The sequence below is a fragment of the Acidimicrobiia bacterium genome (assembly GCA_041393965.1).
In the GTDB taxonomy this organism is placed as follows: domain Bacteria; phylum Actinomycetota; class Acidimicrobiia; order Spongiisociales; family UBA5794; genus UBA5794.
In genome coordinates, this window is the sequence record JAWKJB010000001.1 from 375,599 (window position 1) to 395,167 (window position 19,569).

Genomic DNA, 19,569 nt, shown 5'->3' on the forward strand with positions numbered 1-19,569 from the left:
ACGACGACAGAATCGACCGCCGTCACCCGATCGCCGCAGCGACGCGACGCCCGATGGCGACATGGCCGCTCCGGTCAGGATGTGGCCAGCCACCCCAGTCCTGGATCGCGACCGAGTCCCGTTCGATGTCGATCCAAGTCACCGAGTCCCCGAGGCCCGCGCCAAGAGCGTCATCGAGCAGCTTCATGGCATCAGCCATCTCGTGGTCGCATTCCGCTCCGATCGGCGTCCACCCCGGAGCCAAGCGGGAGTCGATGATGGTGTAGTAGCTGGTCCAGTACAGATCGGCGTTGGTTCGTGCGGCGAGGGTCCCCGTGATCAGCGAGGTGGCGGAACCGATCGACGCCGTGCGGCTCGGCAGGTCCCATCGCTCCGTCACTGCCTTCCTGCACGCCCGCTGATCCCCGCGTTCGAACAGCGAAAAGGCGGTGTCCTTCGTGAGGTTGGCGACGACCTCGGACCAATTCGTCGAGTTGATTCCCGCGGTGATCACAACGGTGTTCCAAGTCGCCGGATCAGCGAGGGCAACGATCTCTTCCACCTGACTCTGATGCTCGTCGCCACAGCTGTCCGATCCTCCGCTCCACATCGAATGCACACCGGCCCCTGCCCACGCGACATTGTGATAGCTGGGTGCCCACGCCGCGGGAAGCCGTTCCGCGAGGTCGCTCGCGAGGGTGGCACCGTATGCGAAAGCGGCATCTCGGCACACACCGCGAGAGGTGAACCACTGCCGCGAGTATCCCGACGCGATCGAATCCCCGGCCACGATGACCCGGGGCGCCGGGGGCGTGACGAGGTCCGCGGCGACGAACCAACGGGACCGAAGCCCGTTGGCGCCGACGGCGCGCACCTCGAGGACATGGCGCTGTTCTGGGACGGTTGGCGCGAAGCTCACCACGGGAACAACTGCGTCCGTCGTATGGACCGCACCGACCGTGGCACGGATCCAGCGGTACTCGTATGCGACCACGGAGTCGGATGCCCATGCGGTGATGTCGAGGTCGGTTTCGAGGATCTCGTTGTGCCGTTGCGGCAGCCGCAGGGACGCCGACCACACCATGGGGGCGGAATCGCTGTCGTTCACATGGAAGGCGTCCGCAGGTGTCACGGCGGCTTGCAGCCCGAACACGAGGGTCACGGCGACGAACGCGAGGATGGCTGATCGGCGGGTCATGTGACGAGGAGGCTAGGGACACAACCCGTATGTCGACACGACGACGGCCGGCCCCTCAGCGGTAGATCTCGTCGATCACCGCCGCGTGGAGGCTCGCCACCACGGACCGCCTGACCTTGAGCGTGGGGGTGAGCTCACCGCGTTCGATCGAGAAATCCTCGGGGAGGATGCGGTAGGTCTTGATGGCCTCGGCTTTCGACACCGCCTTGTTCGCATCCGCAACCGCCCGGTCGATCTCGTCCCGCATCCTGTCGTTCGCTGCAAGCATCTCCGGAGACAGGTCGTCGACACCGTTCGCCCTTGCCCATACAGGAATCGCCTCCTGATCGAGGGTCACGAGCGCGGCAATGAACGGTCGTCCGTCGCCGATCACGACCACCTCACTGATCAGCGGGTGGGATCGCATGCGGTCCTCGAGGACGGCCGGCGCGACATTCTTCCCCGCAGCCGTGACGATGATCTCCTTCTTGCGGCCGGTGATCGACAGAAAGCCGTCAGCGTCGAGGGCCCCGAGGTCACCGCTGGCGAACCAGCCGTCGCTGAGCACCTCCCTCGTCGCCGTCTCGTTGTTCCAATAGCCTCGGAACACCTGCCCACCCTTGATCAGGATCTCACCATCGTCGGCGATCCGGATCGATCCACCCTGGATCGGCCGCCCCACGGTCCCGATCCTGATCGCGTCCGGACGGTTGACGGTCGCCCCCGCAGTCGTTTCGGTCAGCCCGTAGCCCTCGAGTGGAACGATCCCGATTCCCCGGAAGAAATGGCCGAGTCGCTCACCGAGGGGCGCCCCGCCCGAGATCGCGTAGGTGACCTCACCCCCGAACGCGGCCCTGAGCTTGCGGTACACGAGACGATCGAACAGGGCATGTGCAACCTTCGTGCGTGTCGCCACCTTGCCGCGCTCGATGCCTTGGGAGTACGCGATGGCGGTGGCGGCGGCGCGGTCGAAGATCTTGCCCTTCCCGGCGGTGTCGGCCTTTTGCTTTGCCCCGTTGTAGATCTTCTCGAAGACCCTCGGAACCGAGAACACCCAGGTCGGCTTGAACATGGCAAGCTCGTCGAGGAGCTGTGGAATCCCCGTCGAGTACGCAATCGTGACGCCGTTCGAGACACACACCGATTGCACGGCCCTCGCAAAGATGTGGGCAAGCGGAAGGAACATGAGGGTCCGGTTGTGGGACTCGACGAGACTGGCGAGGGATCCGTCGAGTTGCTTGAGGTTCCACGCGAAGTTGTAGTGGGTGAGTGCGCAGCCTTTCGGCTTGCCGGTGGTTCCAGAGGTGTAGACGAGCGTTGCGAGGTCGCTGTGAGCAATCGAGGCGACGCGGCGCAACACCTCGTGGCGGAGGTCGTCGGTTGCGGCACCGCGCAGGTTCGCGATCGCGTCCTCCTCGATGACATGAACCTCCCGACAGGCAGGGAGCGCCTCGGCGACGGAATCGAAAACAGTCTTTGTGTCGGCATCCTCGGTGATGATCGCCACCGAACCCGAGTCGGCAACGATCCACTGCACTTGCTCGGCAGACGATGTCTCGTAGATCGTGGTCGTCGCGGCGCCCGCAGCCCAGATCGCGTAGTCGAAGTAGGTGAATTCGATGCGTGTGGCCGAATGGAGGGCGACCCGGTCACCCTTCTGGATGCCGGAAGCGACAAGGCCGGCGGCGAGATCCACAACGGTCTCCCACAACTCTTGCGTCGACACGGCAACGAACCGGTCACCGTCCCGGTAAGCGAGTGCAGGATGATCGGGAGCATCCTTGGCTCGGCGTTGAAGCAGCGTCACTGCGTTCGTCTCGGCAGGAACCGGCTGTTCCCCTGGCGTGGTGTATGTCTGCATCGGCCTTGCGATGCTACCGCGCGCTCGGCTGCCGCTGCGTCGCGCCGACGACTCGGGTCAAGCAGGGACGAGTTCGGCGGTGTCGTCGGCCTCCGACTCGATCGGCACAAACGGCAACGGTCGGCGGCGACGCCATGCGAGCGCCGCACCGATCGTGCCGATGAGGGCAGCCAGCGCGGCCATGGCAAGGAAGACATGTCCGTTGGAGCCAAGCACAACGGATCCACCGCTCGCGATCGGTGACCTTCCTCCGTGCGGATCGAGCGCCCATGCGCCGAGCCTGAACAACACGGCGAACGACAACGCCGACAGGAGAACCCGAATCGAAAGGGTACGAACCATGGCGAAGCGTTCTTCGGCAAGGGCGACAGCGAGCCCACCGGAGGCAACCATCACAAGAAGGGCAAGGACGACGACGCGCGTCACGAGGGCTCTGGCATCCTGCACGGCCGCTGCTACTCCGGCAAGACCGTCGGTCCCGAGTTCGATCGCTGAAGCGTCGTTGAGCGCTGCGGCAAGCGCCTCCGCGTCGACGGGCAGCTGTTGGCGTTCAAGTTGTTCGACGACGACCGGAACGATCGGGGCGACAAGTCGCTCGGCGTCGATGACCACCCGTTCATCGCCGGTCGCGAAGAGCGCGCCGACGAACGCCTCGACGGCATCATCGATCGCCGCCGCTACTTCGGGACGATCGCTCACCGCGTCAACGGCCTCGTTCACCTGTCCTGAGTCGAGATCCTGCGACGCCGTCACGGCCCCCGTGATCCAGCCGCGGATGCGTTCCCGTGCGAGGTCTGCGTCGACAACCACCCGCGTGGCATCGGCAACGGTCTGTCGATCGACGACAACCGACCGTCCCCACAGCCCGACCAGCAGCATCGACACGGACAGGCCGAAGACCCACATCGCTATCGAAAGGACTCCGCGCCTCGTGGAGTCCCTCACGGTTCGACCCGTGGTGGAGGGTGATCGATTCACGGGATGGAAGGCTACGAGCGATGCGCTATATGCGAGTCAAAATGTACCTTCAGCCGGTGGAAGAGATCCTGGACCTCAGCCTGCTGATCAAGCAGCTCGCCCTCGCGCTCGGACTCGCGATGCTGATCGGGAACCTGTACGCGGTCTACAAGCACCGCAGGGGGGACAAGCCGAAGAACGAGGAAGGGGAGTTCCGTGCGGGAAGGGCATGGTGGCTCATCGCTGTCGGTGCCGTGATCACTCTCTGGGGCGGTATCAGCCTGATCGCTTGAACACGATCCGGTCCCGGTCGGCGTTTCGGGTCAGTCCGCGGCCGTGAGATCGTATCCGTAACGGTCATCGAGCCCGAGTTGCTTCGCGGCTCGCAGGCCGACTGCCAGCCGGTCCTTGTCGATGAATTGCAACGGTCGGCGCATCGGCCCGGACGGCATGCCGACCGCATGCAGGAAGGACTTGACCGGCACCGGATTCACCCGCGAGTAGACATACTCGAGCATCGGGAGGTTCTCGAGGTAGAGGGACTGGAACTCGAGTGCGGTGTCCGGTGTCGTCCATGGCCTCGACATCGCTGCCATCTCCTCTGGCAGGATGTTGCCGGTCATGTTGGCAAGGCCGTGACCCCCGAGCGCCATCGTCGGGACCACGAGCCCGAGGTTCGGATTGCAGCAGCACATCAACGAGATCCCCGTGGCCGCCCGAGCCATCTGAGCGACCTGACCGACCCGATCGGTCGACTCCTTGAGCACCTTGATGTTCGGATGCGCAGCGAGCCGCACAAGGTCCTCGGTGTGCAGATCGGTGCGCACCCTCGGGGGGTTGTTGTAGATCCCGATCGGAATGGCTGAAGCGTCTGCGACATCGAGCAAGAACTGGGTGATCTCGGCCCGAGACGCAGTGATATAGGCAGGTGCCGCAAGGATCGCGCCGTCGGCACCGCAGCTGGCGGCCTGGGCAACATAGGCAATCGAGGCTTCCGTCGTCGCTCCGGTACACCCGTACCAGAGCTCCACTGCCTCCGGCCGGAAGGCCACGGTGCGCTCGACGATCTGGTGGCGTTCTGATTCGGAGAGCATCGACACCTCACCGCTCGAACCCATCAGCAGCAGAGCGCTCGTACCGTGGGCAGCCTGGAAGTCGATCAGTGCCCGGAACCCCTCGAAGTCGATCGAGTAGTCGTCGTTCATCGGCGTGATCAACGCCACGAACGATCCGGTGAGTGGCGCGTCGGTCACGGGGTTCCTCCTTCGTTGTGGCCCATGGCGGGGTCCTTTCCTGTCTACTGACACCTTATGCCGGTTGTGTCGTGGCATCGTCTGATTCCTATCTGTGGTCGATCAACACGGTTCGGGTCGAGGGTCGGACGAACAGAATCAACGCGAGGGCGACGGTGCCAACCACGAGCGCTTGGGTGAATCCGAGATATTCCGCGGCGACGCCCACGAGCCATGCCGAGACACCGGCGATGACCATCTGCGCCGCCCGGAACACGCCGAGGAGGCCGCCGAGATCCCCGAAGCGTTCAACGGCCACGACATTTGCCATCGGGAACATAGCCCCTGCGGCCGACGCCATGAGAATCGACGCGATGGCTCCGACGGCGACAACCGGTGACAGCAGCCAGACAAGCCCGATACCGATCATCGAAACGCCGACGATGCGTGCCGAGGTCTTGGCGCCGAAGCGATCGATCATCCAACCCGCAACGGCCTTCATCGGTACCGACACGACCCGTCCGATGAACAGCACGAGCGCCGCGGCCGATGCGGTCAGGGACCACTCGTCGACGGCGTAGGTCGGGATGTACGCCACAAGGCCGAACTGTGCGAGGGCCGCGACACCTCCCACGAGCACCGGTGCGCCGAGGAGCCCGACGGCGGCGCGCAGGTCATCCTTTCGGATCGGGTCCGCGTCCGGAAGCGTGACCCGGGTGAAGGCGACCGCTATGACGCCTGCAAGGACCGCGGAGCCGACATACACACCCCGCCAGGACGATGTGCCGAACACGGCGATCGCACCTGCCGCGATGGCGAGGCCGAGAGAATACGCGATGCCATATCTCCCCATGGCCCTTCCCTTGCGGCCAGGGGGAGCGAGGGCACCGACCGAAAAGACGCCTGCGGCGAAATACAGCCCCGCGGCGAAACCGATCACCGTTTGGGCAGCGAGAAAGGTGGCCTCAGATCCGGCAGCCGCAGCGACGAGACAACCGACGAACGACAACGCCGAGGCCGTGAACGCCGCCGCCCGCGCCGTGAAACGGGAAAGCACCCATCCCCCGACCAGGTTGCCGACACCGGCCGCGACCGACACCACACCGAGAAGACGAGCGCTCGATACCGTGTCGAGGCCGAGCTCGGCGGTGAACACGGGAAGCACGGGCGCGAGAAGCGATTCGCCCAGCGTGACAGCCACATAGGCGACCATCACGGTCGCAAACGCAACCCCCGGTTGTGATTTCCGCCCATTACCGAGCCGTTCGTTTGACAAGCCCACCACTCCTGATATGCTCAGATGGATATTGTATCCACACCGAGGAGTCTGTCGTGTCCAAGCGGGTCGTTGTCATCGGAGGGGGCTGGTCGGGCACCGCCGCTGCCCATGCGGCATACATGGCGGGAGCCGACTCCGTGATCCTCGTCGAACGCACGGACTACCTCCTTGGCACGGGTCTGGTCGGCGGCATCATGCGCAACAACGGCCGGTTCACCGCGGCCGAAGAGATGATCGCCATGGGTGGCGGTCTGATGTTCCAGATCTGTGACGAGGTGTCAATCCACAAGAACTTCGATTTCCCGGGTCACAAGCACGCTTCGCTCTACGATGTCACTGCGATCGAGCCCGCCGTCAACAAGGCGCTTGTCGGGGAGGGCATCGATGTCAGGCTGATCCACCGGGTCACCAAGATCAACATGTCGAACGGCTCGATCGATTCGATCCACATGGAGAACGGCACGACGATCGAGGGCGATGTCTTCATCGACGCGACCGGCACGGTGGGACCGCAGAAGAACTGCACCCGATACGGATCCGGCTGTGTCATGTGCATCGTGCGCTGCCCCACCTTCGGACCGAGAACCTCCATCTCGGGGCTTGCAGGAGCGGAGGACCGCAATGGCTTCCGCAAGGACGGCGAGGTCGGCGTGATGAGCGGATCGTGCAAGCTCAGCAAGGACTCCCTCGCACCCGCGCTCGCGCGGGAGCTGTCCGAAAAGGGTCTGGTCTCGGTGCCGCTTCCTGCGGCCACCGCGGAGAAGATGCGATCGAAGCTCGGCGCGAAGGCCTGCCAGCAATACGCACTTGACGCCTATGCCGACAACATCATCCTCCTCGACACGGGGCAAGCCAAGATGATGACCTCCTACATCGACCTCACGGATCTCAGGACCGTCCCTGGATTCGAGCAGGCCCGCTACGAGGACCCGTACTCCGGTTCGCTCGGGAACTCGATCCGGTACCTGGATGTGACACGGCGCGACAACACCATGAAGGTCGAGTGCGATGTCGACAACCTGTACTGCGGCGGTGAGAAGGCCGGGCTCCTCGTCGGGCACACGGAAGCCATCGTCACCGGGACACTCGCGGGACACAACGCGGTCCGCCAACTCGCAGGACGGGCACCCATCGAAATCCCACATGACCTCGCGACCGGTGACGCCATTGCCCATGTGCGGTCCGAGATGGACAAGCCGGGAGGGATGTCACAGAAGTACACCTTCTCGGGGTCCGTGTTCTTCGAGCGGATGAAGGAACGGAACCGGTACACGACCGATATCGACCTGATCAAAAAGCGGGTCGCATCGACGGGACTCAACGATGTCTTTGCAAGGTCGGTCGTCTGACCGTGGCGGAGCCTTCAGCACAATCCCATCCCACACTCGCGCGCTACGGCCTCATTGGAGCCGTATCGGGTGTCTATTCCGGCAAATGGCTCGATGCTGGCGGGACGCGGTTCGTTTCGCGGAACCCCGCCACCGATGAGGCGCTCGGAGAGGTCGTGGGCGCGACGGTCGATCAGTACGACGAGCTGGTGTCCCGCTCCCTCGAAGCCTTCCGTACATGGCGCATGGTTCCCGCCCCCATCCGAGGGGACCATGTCCGCCGGATCGGGAACGCTCTTCGCGAACACAAGGAACACCTCGGTGCGCTCGTGAGCCTCGAGACCGGCAAGACACTCGCAGAGGGCCTCGGTGAGGTTCAGGAGATGATCGACATCGGTGACTTCGCCGTTGGTCTGTCGCGTCAGCTCTACGGTCTCACCATGGCTTCGGAGCGACCCAACCACCGCCTCTACGAGCAATGGCATCCCCTCGGTCCTGTCGGCGTGATCACCGCGTTCAACTTCCCCGTCGCCGTGTGGGCCTGGAATGCCCTCGTCGCCGGCGTGTGTGGCGACACGGTGATCTGGAAGCCGTCACCGATCACCCCCCTGACCTCGGTTGCGGTCACCAATATCGTCGATGAGGTGATGGCGGGAACGGGTCACGAATCCGTGTTCTCGCTCACGGTTGGGGATGTCGATGATGTCGGCCATGCGATGGTCAACGATCGAAGGATCCCGCTGATCTCAGCGACGGGATCGTGCCGCATGGGACGAGAAGTTGGGACCGCGGTCGCGGCAAGGCTTGGTCGGTCGCTCCTCGAGCTCGGCGGCAACAACGCGATCATCGTCATGTCAGACGCCGACCTCGACCTCACCGTGCGCGGTGCCCTGTTCGCCGCCTTGGGAACCTCGGGTCAACGCTGCACCAGCCTGCGCCGCCTGATCACCCACCGCTCCGTTGCGGCCGAGGTAGCTCAGAGGCTCGTCGTCGCGTACGGCCAGGTGACGATCGGTGATCCCCTCGACGACGGTGTTCTCATGGGTCCCCTTGTCACGCCCGAAGCCGTGGCCACCTTCGAAGCAGCGGTCGCAACAGCCGTCGACCAGGGAGGCGAGATCCTCACCGGGGGTTCCGTGATTGACAGGCGGGGCAACTATGTCCAACCGACGATCATTCGCATCTCGGCCGATGCCCCGATCGTGCACGAGGAGACCTTCGCCCCGATCCTGTACCTCATCGAGTTCGATGATCTCGATGAGGCAATCGAGATCCACAACGGTGTCCCCCAGGGTCTCTCATCGGCGATCTTCACCGACTCGGTGAGATCGGCAGAGCGCTTCCTGTCAGCAGCGGGCTCCGACTGCGGGATCGCCAATGTCAACATCGGGACCTCGGGAGCAGAGATCGGCGGCGCCTTCGGTGGGGAGAAGGACACCGGCGGTGGGCGCGAGTCGGGCTCGGATGCCTGGAAGGCCTACATGCGCCGCCAAACGGTGACGACGAACTACGGGACCGACCTCCCACTCGCCCAAGGCATCGAGTTCGGCTGAACGCCCGTCAATCCGGCTCGGTGGACGCACCGGTCGTCGACAGCTCCCGGGCGACCGTCTCTGAATGCTCGCGCACGAGGCGCTCCGCGAGATCGGCATCCCCCCGTGCCACGGCGTCGACGATCGCTTCATGCTCGGTCCACGAGTAGGGGCCCCGCGACTGGAGCAGCGACGCATGGATCCACTCGGTCTTCGCAGGCATGGAGGCGAGCTCTTCGAAGAGGAGATGGTTGCCGGACGCCCTCGCGAGCTCGAGGTGAAACTTCGTGTGGTGCTCGGTCGCTGCGGCATGGTCCTCCCGGCCGGTGGCGGCGAGACCATCGGCGATGGTTGCGCGAAGCACCTCGATGTCGTCGTGCGTGACCCGAGCCGACGCAAGCCGCGCGGCGAGACCTTCGAGGGCACCGCGAACCGACAGCACCTCTCCGGCATCCTTGGTCGTGATGCGGATCACACGGGAGCCCTTGCCCGGTGTGCTCTCGATGAGCCCTTCGGATTCGAGGATGCGGAGTGCCTCGCGCACCGGGATTCGCGACACATTCAGATCGGCTGCAAGTTTCGCCTGTTTGAGATGCTCACCAGGGGCAAATGCTCCAGCGAGGATCCCCGCGCGTATCTCGGCGGCGACGAGGTCCCCGAGGTTGTTGTGTGTCTGCCCGAGATCCTTCATCATCCTCTCCGGGGGTGCTCGCCGTGGAGACGCCCGATTGTACCGGCGGTCTGTCGGGGTCCGCGGTTCAGAATCCGATCGTGAGGCCGCCATCGATGCGGAACACCGCACCGGTCACATACCCGGCCCTTGCGCTCACGAGGAAGGTGATCAGGTCCCCCACCTCCTCCGGCTTGGCGAGCCGACCCATCGGGATCGCATCGATGTGGTGCTTTCGGATCTCGGCGGGTGTCATCGACGAACTTGCCGTCATGGCCGCCTCATACCGTTGGAGAGCCCCCGAGTCGACTTGGCCCGGCACCACGACATTCACACGAACGGCGGGGGCGAGTTCCAACGCGAGTGATCGTGCCGCCGCCGCAACGCCACCGCGGAACACTGACGACAGGGCAAGCTCCGGGGATGCCTCAAGAATCGATCGCGCGGTCAGAACGACGATGCGTCCGTCCCCGGTGGCGACCAGGTGAGGGGTCGCTTCGCGCATTGCTTCGAGCTGGGGGCGGAGCATCTTTTCGAAACCGTCTCTGACATCGTCAGCAGTGGTGTGAACCAACCCGCCGGGTTTGCCTCCCCCCGAGTTCCCGACGAGGATGTCGAGTCCACCGAGCACGGAAACGGCCTCCTCGACGACCCTCGCGGCTTCTCCTTCGACGGACAGGTCAGCGATGGCGTGACCCGCGGCGCCGACCGCCTCGGCACTTGCGACCACCCGGTCGGGGTCACGGCCGGTCACGAAGACCGAAGCCCCTTCGGCCGCAAGGGATGCAGCCGTGGCATGTCCCATGCCGGCGGACGAGCCGAAGATCAGGGCCCTCACCCCTTCGAGTCCGAGATCCATGCTCAACCCACGGCGGTGAGGTCGATCGGTGGGATCTCGTCGACGAAGTGGCACGCGACTTCGTGGACGGGGTTGATCGGAAGCAGCTCAGGCGACTCCTCCCGGCACCGGTCGCGCACATGGGGGCATCGCGAGGCAAATCGGCACCCCACCGGAGGATCGACGAGGTTCGGAACCTCGCCCTTGACCATCAGCCTCTTGCGGGAGGCTTCGATCACCGGATCGGGAATCGGGACGGCCGAGAGCAGCGTCTGGGTGTACGGATGTGAGGGCTTCTCGTACACCGCGTCCTTGGTCGCCACTTCGACAAGCTGACCCGCGTACATGATCGCCACACGATCCGAGATGTGTCGTACGACCGACAGGTCGTGGGCGATGAACAAATAGGTGAGATTGAGTTCCTGCCTGAGATCCTGCATCAGGTTCACAATCTGGGCCTGGATCGAGACATCGAGTGCCGACACCGGCTCGTCGGCGACGATGAACTCGGGTCTCAGTGCGAGCGCCCGTGCGATCCCGATGCGTTGGCGCTGCCCGCCAGAGAAGGCGTGGGGAAACCGATCGACCGCATCGGTTGGCATCCCGACGAGGTCGAGGAACTCCTTGACTTCACTCCGGGCGTCCTCGATCCTCTTGATCTTGCCGTGGACCAGCAGCGGTTCGGCGACGATCTCGAGGACCGACTGGGAGGGGTTGAGCGACCCGTATGGGTCCTGGAACACCGGTTGCATGTGACGCCGCAATCGGCGGAGTTCCTCGCCGTCGAGCGTCGTGATGTCGTTTCCCCGGAAGCGGATCGTTCCCTCCGCAATCGGGGCCCGGCGGAGGATGGCTCTCCCGGTTGTCGTCTTTCCGGATCCGGATTCCCCAACGAGGCCGAGGACCTCTCCCGGTGCAATCGAGAGACTCAGATGGTCGACTGCTGAGAGCCAGTGGGTTTCCTGGCCCCAGAAACCGGATCTGCCGACATTGAACTTGACGCTGAGGTTCTCGACCTCGACGAGCGGTTCGGTCATTGTGCTTCCTCCAAGGCTTCCCACTCGGCCTCGAGCTCTTGCTCGATCACGCGCTCGGCGACGAACGGTTTGTAACACGCAACCGCGCGTTTCCCGCGTTCGGTGGAGAGGATCGGTTCGGTGACCTTGCACTCGTCGCCCGAGATCTCACATCTTGGGGCGAACGAGCAGCCGACAACCGGGAGCCTGAGGTCGGGCGTGGTACCGGTGATCGCGTAGAGCCGCGGAACGATCTCGTCCAGCCTCGGAGTGGACTTGAGAAGTCCGACCGTGTAGGGATGACCCGGCTTGCCGAACAGCTCGAGGGCGTTGCCCTTCTCGACGAAGCGGCCCGCATACATCACTCGCACACGGTGGCACACGCCTGCCACGACGGCGAGGTCGTGCGTGATCAGGATCGTGGTGAGGCCCAGACGCTCCTGGAGGTCGGCGAGCAGTTCGAGGATCTGGGCCTGGATCGTGACATCGAGCGCCGTGGTTGGTTCGTCTGCGATCAGCAGGTCGGGTTCGGAGGCGAGGGCCATGGCGATCATGGCTCGTTGACGCATGCCGCCGGAGAACTCGTGTGGATACTGTGCGAAGCGGCGCTTCGGATCCGACATCCCAACGAGGCTCAACAGTTCGGTGGCACGGGTGGTCGCCTGCGACTTGTTCATGCCGAGGTGGCGCTTGAGGACCTCGTTGATCTGGGCGCCGATCGTCATCAGCGGATTGAACGAGGTCATCGGGTCTTGGAAGACCATGGAGATGTTCTTGCCCCGGACTTTCCGCGCACGCGACGCTGCCCCCTTGCCATAGAGGAGGGATTGGCCCTTCCAGAGGATGTCGCCTCCGGTGATCTTGCCCGGCATGTCGACCAGCCCGATGATCGACCGAGCCGTGACGCTCTTGCCGCTTCCCGATTCCCCGACAATCCCGAGGGTTTCCCCGGGATCGAGCTGAAGGTTCACGCCGCGGACGGCTCGTACGGTTCCGCTTTGCGTGTAGAAGCTGACTTCGAGGTCACGAACCTCAAGCAGAGGAACCGGGTCGGTCACGAGGCGGCCTCCTTGGTCGTTGGCCTGTCCTTGGATGCGGTCACCTCGGCGAAGCGCTTCGCCCTTGCCAGCGGGTTGGTTCGCACGCGGAGCCAGCTTGCGATCATGTTGGCGCTCAGGACGGTGAGTGCGATCGCGATGCCGGGGAAGATGATGAGCCACGGTGCGCGGAAGATGTAGTCCTTCCCGGTCGCCACATCGAGACCCCACGATGTCTCAGGGGGCTGGATTCCGAGGCCGAGGAACGAGAGCGCCGCCTCGGCGAGGATGACCCTGGCGAACTCGAGAATGACGAGCGTGATCAACGGCGCGGTGAGCCCCGGAAGGATGTGGCGGAACACGACACGCTTCTGTTTCGCTCCGACGAGCTCGGCGGCTTCGACATAGGGGCGCTCCTTGACCGAAAGTACCGAACCTCGCGTCACCCTTGCGTACACCATCCAGCCGTTCAATGAAAGAACAAGGATCACCGTGCCGACGCTCGGTCCGATCACGGCAAGGATCATGAGGGCCAGCAGGAGTCCGGGGAATGCGACCTGGGTATCGACCATCCGCATGATCACCGAGTCGGTACGCCCGCCCTTGTAGCCGGCGAACAGCCCGGCAACGACCCCGACGGCTCCCGCGAAGACCACGACGCTCGTCCCAACGAGCAGGGAGATCCGTGCGCCGAAGATGAGGCGGGACAGGACATCGCGGCCGAGGTTGTCGGTCCCGAGAATGTGGTCGGTTCCCCCGCCGTCCATCCAGAACGGCGGAAGAAGTCGGTCGCCGAGGCTCTGCGCGGCAGGATCATATGGTGCAAGGAGCGGAGCAAGGAATGCACCGATGACAAGCACCACCAGATAGATGAAGCCGAGGAGCGCCGCCTTGTCCTGCCAGAGCTCTGCAAAGAAGTTACGAAGCATCCGACGCCTCGCACCCTGCTTGGAGTCCACTTTGACGATATCAGTCGGATCGGCAGGTTCGGGGGGTGCAACGATGCTCATGCGTTCACCTTGATGCGTGGGTCGATCCTCATGTAGACGAAGTCCATCATGATGTTGATGAACACGACGACGATGGCGACGACGAAGACGATGGCTTGGAGCAGGATGAGATCCTGGCGGTCGATGGCCTGGATCGACATGAAACCGATGCCAGGCCAGGCAAAGACGGTCTCGACTACGACCGCATACCCGGCCATTGCCCTGATGAACTCCCATCCCACCAGTGTCGTGACGGGTATCGAGGCATTCCGGAAGGCGTGATTGAAGATCATCCGGTGGAAGACGAGTCCTTTGGCCCTCGCCGTTTCGATGTATGGCAGATGCAGCTCGTCGATCATCGTCGAGCGAACCATCATGACAATGCGACCCATCGCCGGAAGCGCGAGGGTGAGCGCGGGTAAGACGATGTGTTGCCACGACCCATACCCCGAGGTCGGGAACCAACCGAGCTCGACACCGAACACCAGGATCAGCATCAGCCCGAGCCAGAACTGGGGGATCGAAAGTCCGAGGAGACTGCTGCCGACGAGCGCGCGGTCGAGCCACGAACCGGGCCGAAGCGATGACCAGATGCCGATCGGCACCCCGATCACGACGGCGAACGACAGACCGACCACAACGAGGATGAAGGTGCGCGGAAGCGCTTCTTTGATGACATCAAATGCCGGACGCCCCTGCCACAGCGAATCGCCGAAATCGAATCGAACGGCGCCCTGGACGAAGTCAACGAGCTGGGCAGGGATGGGCTGGTCGAGGCCGAGCGACGCCTCGAAGGCCGCTCGTTCTGCAGGGGTAGCCTCCAGCGGGAGCATCAGGGAGACCGGATCGCCGATCATTCTGGTGACGACGAACACCACCAGGACGACGCCGATGATCACGATCAGCCCCTGAGCTACCCGCCGGAGGATGAACCTACCCATTGTCGATATGTGCCCTTCTCAGTTGGTCAGCCGCTGACCGCCATTTCCTTGACGAGCAGTTTGGCATCAACGCGAGGATCCCACACGAGGCGATCGGTCGCGCCGTAGGTGTCCTCGATGTCGACGAGGAACGCAAAGTACGCATCGTCGCACGCACGCTCACCCGCCTTGTTGTACAGGCTTTCGCGAGTGGCGGGGTCGGTTTCGACCGCTGCCTCCTCGATCCAGCCAGCGAGCTCGGTGTCCTGGTTCGAAGCACCCGTGCCATCCATGTGGTAGTAGGCGTCATAGGTGCGGCTCGCATCCAGCAGTTCGTTCGACATCGACACGAAGATCGCTGACGCGCGTGTCTCACGGTCGAACAGCCGGTTCAGGTACTCGCCGAACTCGAAGATCTGGACATTCGGGTTCAGACCCGCATCGGCCCAGTAGTTGGCGACGGCCTCGATCAGCTCACGGTCCTTGAGCCAGCGGCCTGACTCACCGACGATGTCGATCGTTGCACCCTCAGCACCTGCATCGGCGATCAACGACTTCGCCTTTTCCACATCGTACGGGTACGCCGACAGATCGTCGTTGTAACCGGTGTAGGCCGGGCGCAGCATCTGACACTGGGTCACGACGGCCTTGCCCGCATACAGCGAGTTGGCGAGTGCTTCCTTGTCGATCGCGTAGTTCATGGCCTGACGGACACGAACATCCGCGGTCGGTCCGTCGATGGTCGACACGATCATGGTCGGCTGCTCGCCGCCCACGACGCTCATCGACTTCGGCGGCACATCGATGTCATCCGGGGACAGGTTGGTCATCAGGTCGATCTCTCCCGAAAGCACACCCGAAAGACGCGTTCCTGCCTCCTCGATGAACCGGAAGGTCACCTCTTCGATCGCAGGCGCACCGTCCCAGTAGTCATCGTTGCGTTCCAGCACGATCTCTGAACCGCGGCTCCACGAGACGAACTTGTACGGCCCGGTGCCAACCGGGTTCTCCGCGAAGTCGGCGTTGTCGGCGAGCGATGCATCGATGACCTTGATCCAGTACAACCGGGAAGGAAGCACCGGGTCGGGGCCGTTGGTGGTCAACCGTACGGTCGTTGCATCCACAGCCTCCGCCTTCGTGATCGGCGCGAAGAACCCGAACTGCTCGGACTCCTCTCCCAGACCGATGATGCGGTTGAACGAAGCCGCGACGGCTTCTGCCGTCAACGGGTTGCCGTTGGTGAAGCTGATGCCCTCACGGATCGTGATGTCCCATGTCGTGTCGTCGACCTGCGTCGGCATCGCCGATGCCAGGCCCGGCACGAGTTCACCCTCGGGAGTACGGGCCAACAGCGTCTCGTAGATGTTGTCGTTGATCGCCCGCTCACCACCATCATCCCTGATTTGTGGATCGAGCGATGATGGTTCAGATCCGATCGCGATCACGATCGACGCGCCCATATCGCCGCCGTTGCCGCCATCGCCGCCTGCCGTGGTCGTGGTGGTATCGCCGCTTGTGTCCGAATCGCTCGAACATGCCGTCGCAACCATTGCCAACACGAGCACGAGCAGGAGCAACGACACCACGCGGTTATTCGCAAGCAGTCGTCTCACTGCATTCCTCCAGTCATGTGCTTGGTTCTTGAGTCCCTACCCGACCGCGGCGAAGGCACCCCTCGGGTCCCTTGTTCGCGTGCCGCAAGATCCATGCTGAGCATCAATCCGTCCGTGGGAACTCTGTCCTTCTGCATACCGTACTGTATACTGTAGCCAAAATGCAAGAGGTGAGACCGAGAGAACCGGGTGCACCCGCACGGGAAGCTACCGTGAGCTCATGAAATGGAGGGGCGACTGATGGTCAGCGAGAACATCAAAGTGGAAAACGCTCACGCGACCACAACCCCGGTTGGTGACACGCATCGCGCGCTCCATGAGGTTGCCGCCGAACGCATCCGGGCCGCGATCCTCAACGGCACCCTCTACCCGGGAGAGCGCCTCGTCGAGGATCGGCTCGCCCAAGAGCTCAATGTCTCACGCCACCCGATCCGAGAGGCCCTCCGAACGCTCCAACTCGAGGGATTCGTCGACATCGAGCCCCGGCGCGGTGCCACCGTGTCGCGGGTATCCACCGAAGAAGCGAGCGAGCTCTTCGAGGTCCTCATGGCGCTCGACGGGCTTGCCGCACGGTCTGCCGCATCAGCGATAGGGCCCGAGATTCTGGCGCAGATCGATACGATCCTCGCGGACGCCACGGCGATTCTCGACGCGTCGACCTCACTGTCGCAGAGCGATCTTGCCGAGCTCGCCGATCTCAACCTCCGGTTCCATACGCTGATCACGAGGGCGGGAGGGAACCGGCAGCTCCTCGACACGATGACACCCTTGCGGGATCGGATCCAGTGGATCCAGACTGCGGTGAACCGGCGCAGGCCGGAGCTGTCGTGGTCAGAGCACCGGTCCATTCGCGAGGCCATCGGCTCGGGTGATGGCGATCGGGCAGAGTCGCTCGCACGCGCCCACATCGAAGCGGCGCGCATCACCTATCTCGCGCAGCGCTCCGCAACCGGCAGCGGGCGCATCTGATCCGTCGCCGGAGTCCCGCGCTTGCCTCGGCCCGTCAAAGCTGCTTCAATCGTGCTGTATTGTATGTTGTATCCAATACATCGAGACAGGTGGCTGGCGGTGCGGCGGGGCGAACGGTGACCGCTCCCACCACGACGACGGGAGAGTGACAGGGTCATGACGAGGAATGCATCGACCGACATCGTGGCCGCCCTCGAATCCCACGGGGTCGAATATGTCTTCGGTGTCCCAGGCGACACCTCGCTTCCGCTGTACGACGCGCTGCGCGAAAGCAGGTCGGTCACCCATGTGATGGCGCGCGACGAGCGGGGCGCCGCATACATGGCAGAGGTCTACGCGCGGGTCTCAGGTCGTCCCGGCGTGTGTGAGGCCCCTTCCGGTGCCGGGGCGTTCTATCTGATCCCCGGGGTCGCCGAGGCATACGCGAGTTCCATCGCCATGATCGCCCTCACAACCGACATCCCCCTCAAGACGAAGGGGAAGAATGTCCTGACCGAGATGGACCAGGAGGGCCTGTTCGACTCGGTGACGAAGTGGAGCGTCCAACTGCGCAGGCCGGACCGGGCCGCAGAGGCGATCCACAAGGCCATGAGAATCGCCACATCGGGTCGGGCCGGCCCCGTCCACATCTCGCTTCCCGAGGATGTGCTCGGTACCCCAACGGAAGGGGCCCCCGACCCGACGCGGCCCCCCAAGGTGACCACATTCCCGAGCCTCCGATCGGGGGCCTCAGCCGAGGACCTGCGCCGCGCCGCCGAGCTCCTCGGTCGTGCCGAACGACCGGTGATCGTCGCAGGGGGTGGGACACGGATCTCGGGTGCATGGGCGGAGCTCACAAGGGTTGCCGAGCTGAGCGGTGCAATGGTCGGTACCTCCATCACCGGCAAGGGGAGTATCGACGAGCGCCACCCCAACAGCCTCGGTGTCGTTGGCGGCAACGGTGCCCGTCCCTACGCGAATGAGGCCATCGAACGCGCCGACTTGGTGATGTTCGTCGGATGCAAGACCGACTCGGTCACGACGATGAAATGGACCCTGCCTCCGGCCGGTGGCACGCAGGTGATCCAAGTTGATGTGGATCCCAAGGAGGTCGGGGCGAACTATCCGCTCGAGCTCGGCGTGAACGCCGACGCGAAGGTGTTCCTCGGCGACCTTGCCGCGACACTCCCGACCGACGAACCGGTATCACCGTGGCTCGATGTGGAACCGGCGAGGGCAGGCTGGCTCGGCTCGTACCGGGGCCTGTTCGAATCAGATGACATCCCCATCAACCCCTACCGCGTCATCGATGCGCTCAAGCGACTTCTACCAAGGGAGGCGCTGATCGTGGCCGATGCGGGGACCGGAACACCGCTCACGGCCGCGTTCATCGACAGCCCACCGGGTCGTGAGGTCATCATCCCGAGGGGATTCGGTGGGCTTGGCTACGCACTCCCCGGCGTCGTCGGGGCCGCCTATGCGAGCCGGAGCAGCCAGGTGGTCGGCATCATGGGTGACGGCTCGTTTGCGATGGCGGCGGGTGATCTCGAGACGATTGCGCGACTTTCGATCCCCGTGCTCCTCGTCCAGTTCAACAACGCGACCTTCGGGTGGATCAAGGCCCTTCAGCACTACCACTCCGACCAGCGGTACTTCGGCGTCGATTTCTCAGCCCAGACGGACTATGTCGGCGTCGCAAGGGCGTTCGGGATCGACGGGATCCGTGTCACTCATCCCGACGAGATCGACACGGCCATCAAGGAGGGTCTGGCCGAGCCGAGGCCGTTCTTCATCGACATCGTCACGGCGAGCGAGGAGGAGACTCCCCCGCCGGTTCCCGACTGGTTCACCTGACAACGGTCACTCGTGCAAAGGAGCAACATGCAGAAGTACATCTACCTCACGAATTGGACCGACCAGGGTGCCAAGGACACGACGAACAGCATTCACCGGGCCACGGCTGCCATCGACACGATGCAGACCTTCGGGGCACGCATCTACGAGGCCTACTGGACGACCGGCCCGTACGATCTCGTGTTCATGGCCGAAGTTCCCGACGCCGAAACGGCCCACACGGTGACCCTCGCCCTGTCACGAAACGGCAATGTTCGGGCCCACGCGATGCGCGCCTTCGATCGGTCCGAGATGCTGTCGATCGTTGCTGCGCTCCAACCCCGGGAAGACGAGCGCTGA

At 63.9% G+C, this 19,569-nt stretch carries 18 protein-coding genes; 6 read left to right on the plus strand and 12 right to left on the minus strand.

All coding sequences use genetic code 11. The features are described 5' to 3' along the window. Positions 1-22 precede the first annotated feature (22 nt). The 3 genes from R2823_01945 to R2823_01955 are packed head-to-tail and all read right to left on the minus strand — an operon-like array spanning position 23 to position 3,995. Entirely contained in the window at positions 23-1,177 is a 1,155-nt protein-coding gene (locus R2823_01945) for a hypothetical protein (protein ID MEZ5174952.1), read from the minus strand. Between the two features lie 55 nt (positions 1,178-1,232). After that, on the minus strand, positions 1,233-3,017 hold the full coding sequence (locus R2823_01950; GenBank protein MEZ5174953.1) for a long-chain fatty acid--CoA ligase: 1,785 nt from the start codon (positions 3,015-3,017) through the stop codon (positions 1,233-1,235). 57 nt (positions 3,018-3,074) lie between these two features. Continuing rightward, positions 3,075-3,995: a hypothetical protein gene (locus R2823_01955; protein ID MEZ5174954.1), complete on the minus strand. Its 921-nt coding sequence runs from the start codon at positions 3,993-3,995 to the stop codon at positions 3,075-3,077. 56 nt (positions 3,996-4,051) lie between these two features. Between R2823_01955 and R2823_01960 the strand changes: the two genes are divergently transcribed. After that, positions 4,052-4,267, plus strand: a complete 216-nt coding sequence (locus R2823_01960) for a hypothetical protein (GenBank protein ID MEZ5174955.1) — start codon at positions 4,052-4,054, stop codon at positions 4,265-4,267. A 30-nt stretch (positions 4,268-4,297) separates the two neighbouring features. On the opposite strand, the gene R2823_01965 is transcribed toward R2823_01960, so the two are convergent. Both R2823_01965 and R2823_01970 read right to left on the minus strand, forming a co-directional pair. Continuing rightward, positions 4,298-5,227, minus strand: a complete 930-nt coding sequence (locus R2823_01965; GenBank protein MEZ5174956.1) for a dihydrodipicolinate synthase family protein — start codon at positions 5,225-5,227, stop codon at positions 4,298-4,300. Between the two features lie 88 nt (positions 5,228-5,315). Continuing rightward, on the minus strand, positions 5,316-6,482 hold the full coding sequence (locus R2823_01970; GenBank protein ID MEZ5174957.1) for an MFS transporter: 1,167 nt from the start codon (positions 6,480-6,482) through the stop codon (positions 5,316-5,318). Positions 6,483-6,538: 56 nt separating this feature from the next. On the opposite strand from R2823_01970, the gene R2823_01975 reads away from it, so the two are divergent. Together R2823_01975 and R2823_01980 are read left to right on the plus strand one after the other, a co-directional pair. Then, positions 6,539-7,834, plus strand: a complete 1,296-nt coding sequence (locus tag R2823_01975; GenBank protein MEZ5174958.1) for an FAD-dependent oxidoreductase — start codon at positions 6,539-6,541, stop codon at positions 7,832-7,834. Between the two features lie 2 nt (positions 7,835-7,836). Beyond that, entirely contained in the window at positions 7,837-9,366 is a 1,530-nt protein-coding gene (locus tag R2823_01980; GenBank protein ID MEZ5174959.1) for an aldehyde dehydrogenase family protein, read from the plus strand. Between the two features lie 7 nt (positions 9,367-9,373). On the opposite strand, the gene R2823_01985 is transcribed toward R2823_01980, so the two are convergent. The 7 genes from R2823_01985 to R2823_02015 form a co-directional block, all read right to left on the minus strand. Beyond that, a complete protein-coding gene (locus R2823_01985) occupies positions 9,374-10,036 on the minus strand; it encodes a GntR family transcriptional regulator (protein ID MEZ5174960.1) in 663 nt (220 codons plus the stop codon). Between the two features lie 67 nt (positions 10,037-10,103). Beyond that, positions 10,104-10,874, minus strand: a complete 771-nt coding sequence (locus R2823_01990; protein ID MEZ5174961.1) for an SDR family oxidoreductase — start codon at positions 10,872-10,874, stop codon at positions 10,104-10,106. Between the two features lie 2 nt (positions 10,875-10,876). Further along, entirely contained in the window at positions 10,877-11,890 is a 1,014-nt protein-coding gene (locus R2823_01995; GenBank protein ID MEZ5174962.1) for an ATP-binding cassette domain-containing protein, read from the minus strand. Continuing rightward, on the minus strand, positions 11,887-12,927 hold the full coding sequence (locus tag R2823_02000; protein ID MEZ5174963.1) for an ABC transporter ATP-binding protein: 1,041 nt from the start codon (positions 12,925-12,927) through the stop codon (positions 11,887-11,889). The genes R2823_01995 and R2823_02000 overlap by 4 nt, the downstream gene beginning before the upstream one ends. Then, positions 12,924-13,916 carry an ABC transporter permease gene (locus R2823_02005; GenBank protein MEZ5174964.1) on the minus strand — a complete coding sequence of 331 codons (993 nt, stop codon included), beginning with the start codon at positions 13,914-13,916 and terminating at the stop codon, positions 12,924-12,926. The genes R2823_02000 and R2823_02005 overlap by 4 nt, the downstream gene beginning before the upstream one ends. Further along, the gene (locus R2823_02010) at positions 13,913-14,836 is read right to left on the minus strand and encodes an ABC transporter permease (protein MEZ5174965.1); all 924 of its coding nucleotides are present in this window, start codon (positions 14,834-14,836) and stop codon (positions 13,913-13,915) included. Before R2823_02010 ends, R2823_02005 begins: the two co-directional genes overlap by 4 nt. Before the next feature lie 26 nt (positions 14,837-14,862). Next, positions 14,863-16,428 carry an ABC transporter substrate-binding protein gene (locus R2823_02015; protein MEZ5174966.1) on the minus strand — a complete coding sequence of 522 codons (1,566 nt, stop codon included), beginning with the start codon at positions 16,426-16,428 and terminating at the stop codon, positions 14,863-14,865. 240 nt (positions 16,429-16,668) lie between these two features. Between R2823_02015 and R2823_02020 the strand changes: the two genes are divergently transcribed. The 3 genes from R2823_02020 to R2823_02030 all read left to right on the plus strand — a co-directional run bounded on the left by R2823_02020 (position 16,669) and on the right by R2823_02030 (position 19,569). Beyond that, on the plus strand, positions 16,669-17,397 hold the full coding sequence (locus tag R2823_02020; GenBank protein ID MEZ5174967.1) for a GntR family transcriptional regulator: 729 nt from the start codon (positions 16,669-16,671) through the stop codon (positions 17,395-17,397). 156 nt (positions 17,398-17,553) lie between these two features. Beyond that, positions 17,554-19,230 carry a thiamine pyrophosphate-binding protein gene (locus R2823_02025; protein ID MEZ5174968.1) on the plus strand — a complete coding sequence of 559 codons (1,677 nt, stop codon included), beginning with the start codon at positions 17,554-17,556 and terminating at the stop codon, positions 19,228-19,230. 27 nt (positions 19,231-19,257) lie between these two features. Continuing rightward, entirely contained in the window at positions 19,258-19,569 is a 312-nt protein-coding gene (locus R2823_02030; protein ID MEZ5174969.1) for a GYD domain-containing protein, read from the plus strand.

Coding starts and splice junctions, on each gene's coding strand:
- R2823_02010 (MEZ5174965.1), bottom strand. CDS start 14,836: ATGGGTAGGTTCATCCTCCGGCGGGTAGCTCAGGGGCTGATCGTGATC.
- R2823_02030 (MEZ5174969.1), top strand. CDS start 19,258: ATGCAGAAGTACATCTACCTCACGAATTGGACCGACCAGGGTGCCAAG.
- R2823_01985 (MEZ5174960.1), bottom strand. CDS start 10,036: ATGAAGGATCTCGGGCAGACACACAACAACCTCGGGGACCTCGTCGCC.
- R2823_02020 (MEZ5174967.1), top strand. CDS start 16,669: ATGGTCAGCGAGAACATCAAAGTGGAAAACGCTCACGCGACCACAACC.
- R2823_02025 (MEZ5174968.1), top strand. CDS start 17,554: ATGACGAGGAATGCATCGACCGACATCGTGGCCGCCCTCGAATCCCAC.
- R2823_01945 (MEZ5174952.1), bottom strand. CDS start 1,177: ATGACCCGCCGATCAGCCATCCTCGCGTTCGTCGCCGTGACCCTCGTG.
- R2823_01990 (MEZ5174961.1), bottom strand. CDS start 10,874: ATGGATCTCGGACTCGAAGGGGTGAGGGCCCTGATCTTCGGCTCGTCC.
- R2823_01995 (MEZ5174962.1), bottom strand. CDS start 11,890: ATGACCGAACCGCTCGTCGAGGTCGAGAACCTCAGCGTCAAGTTCAAT.
- R2823_01950 (MEZ5174953.1), bottom strand. CDS start 3,017: ATGCAGACATACACCACGCCAGGGGAACAGCCGGTTCCTGCCGAGACG.
- R2823_02005 (MEZ5174964.1), bottom strand. CDS start 13,916: ATGAGCATCGTTGCACCCCCCGAACCTGCCGATCCGACTGATATCGTC.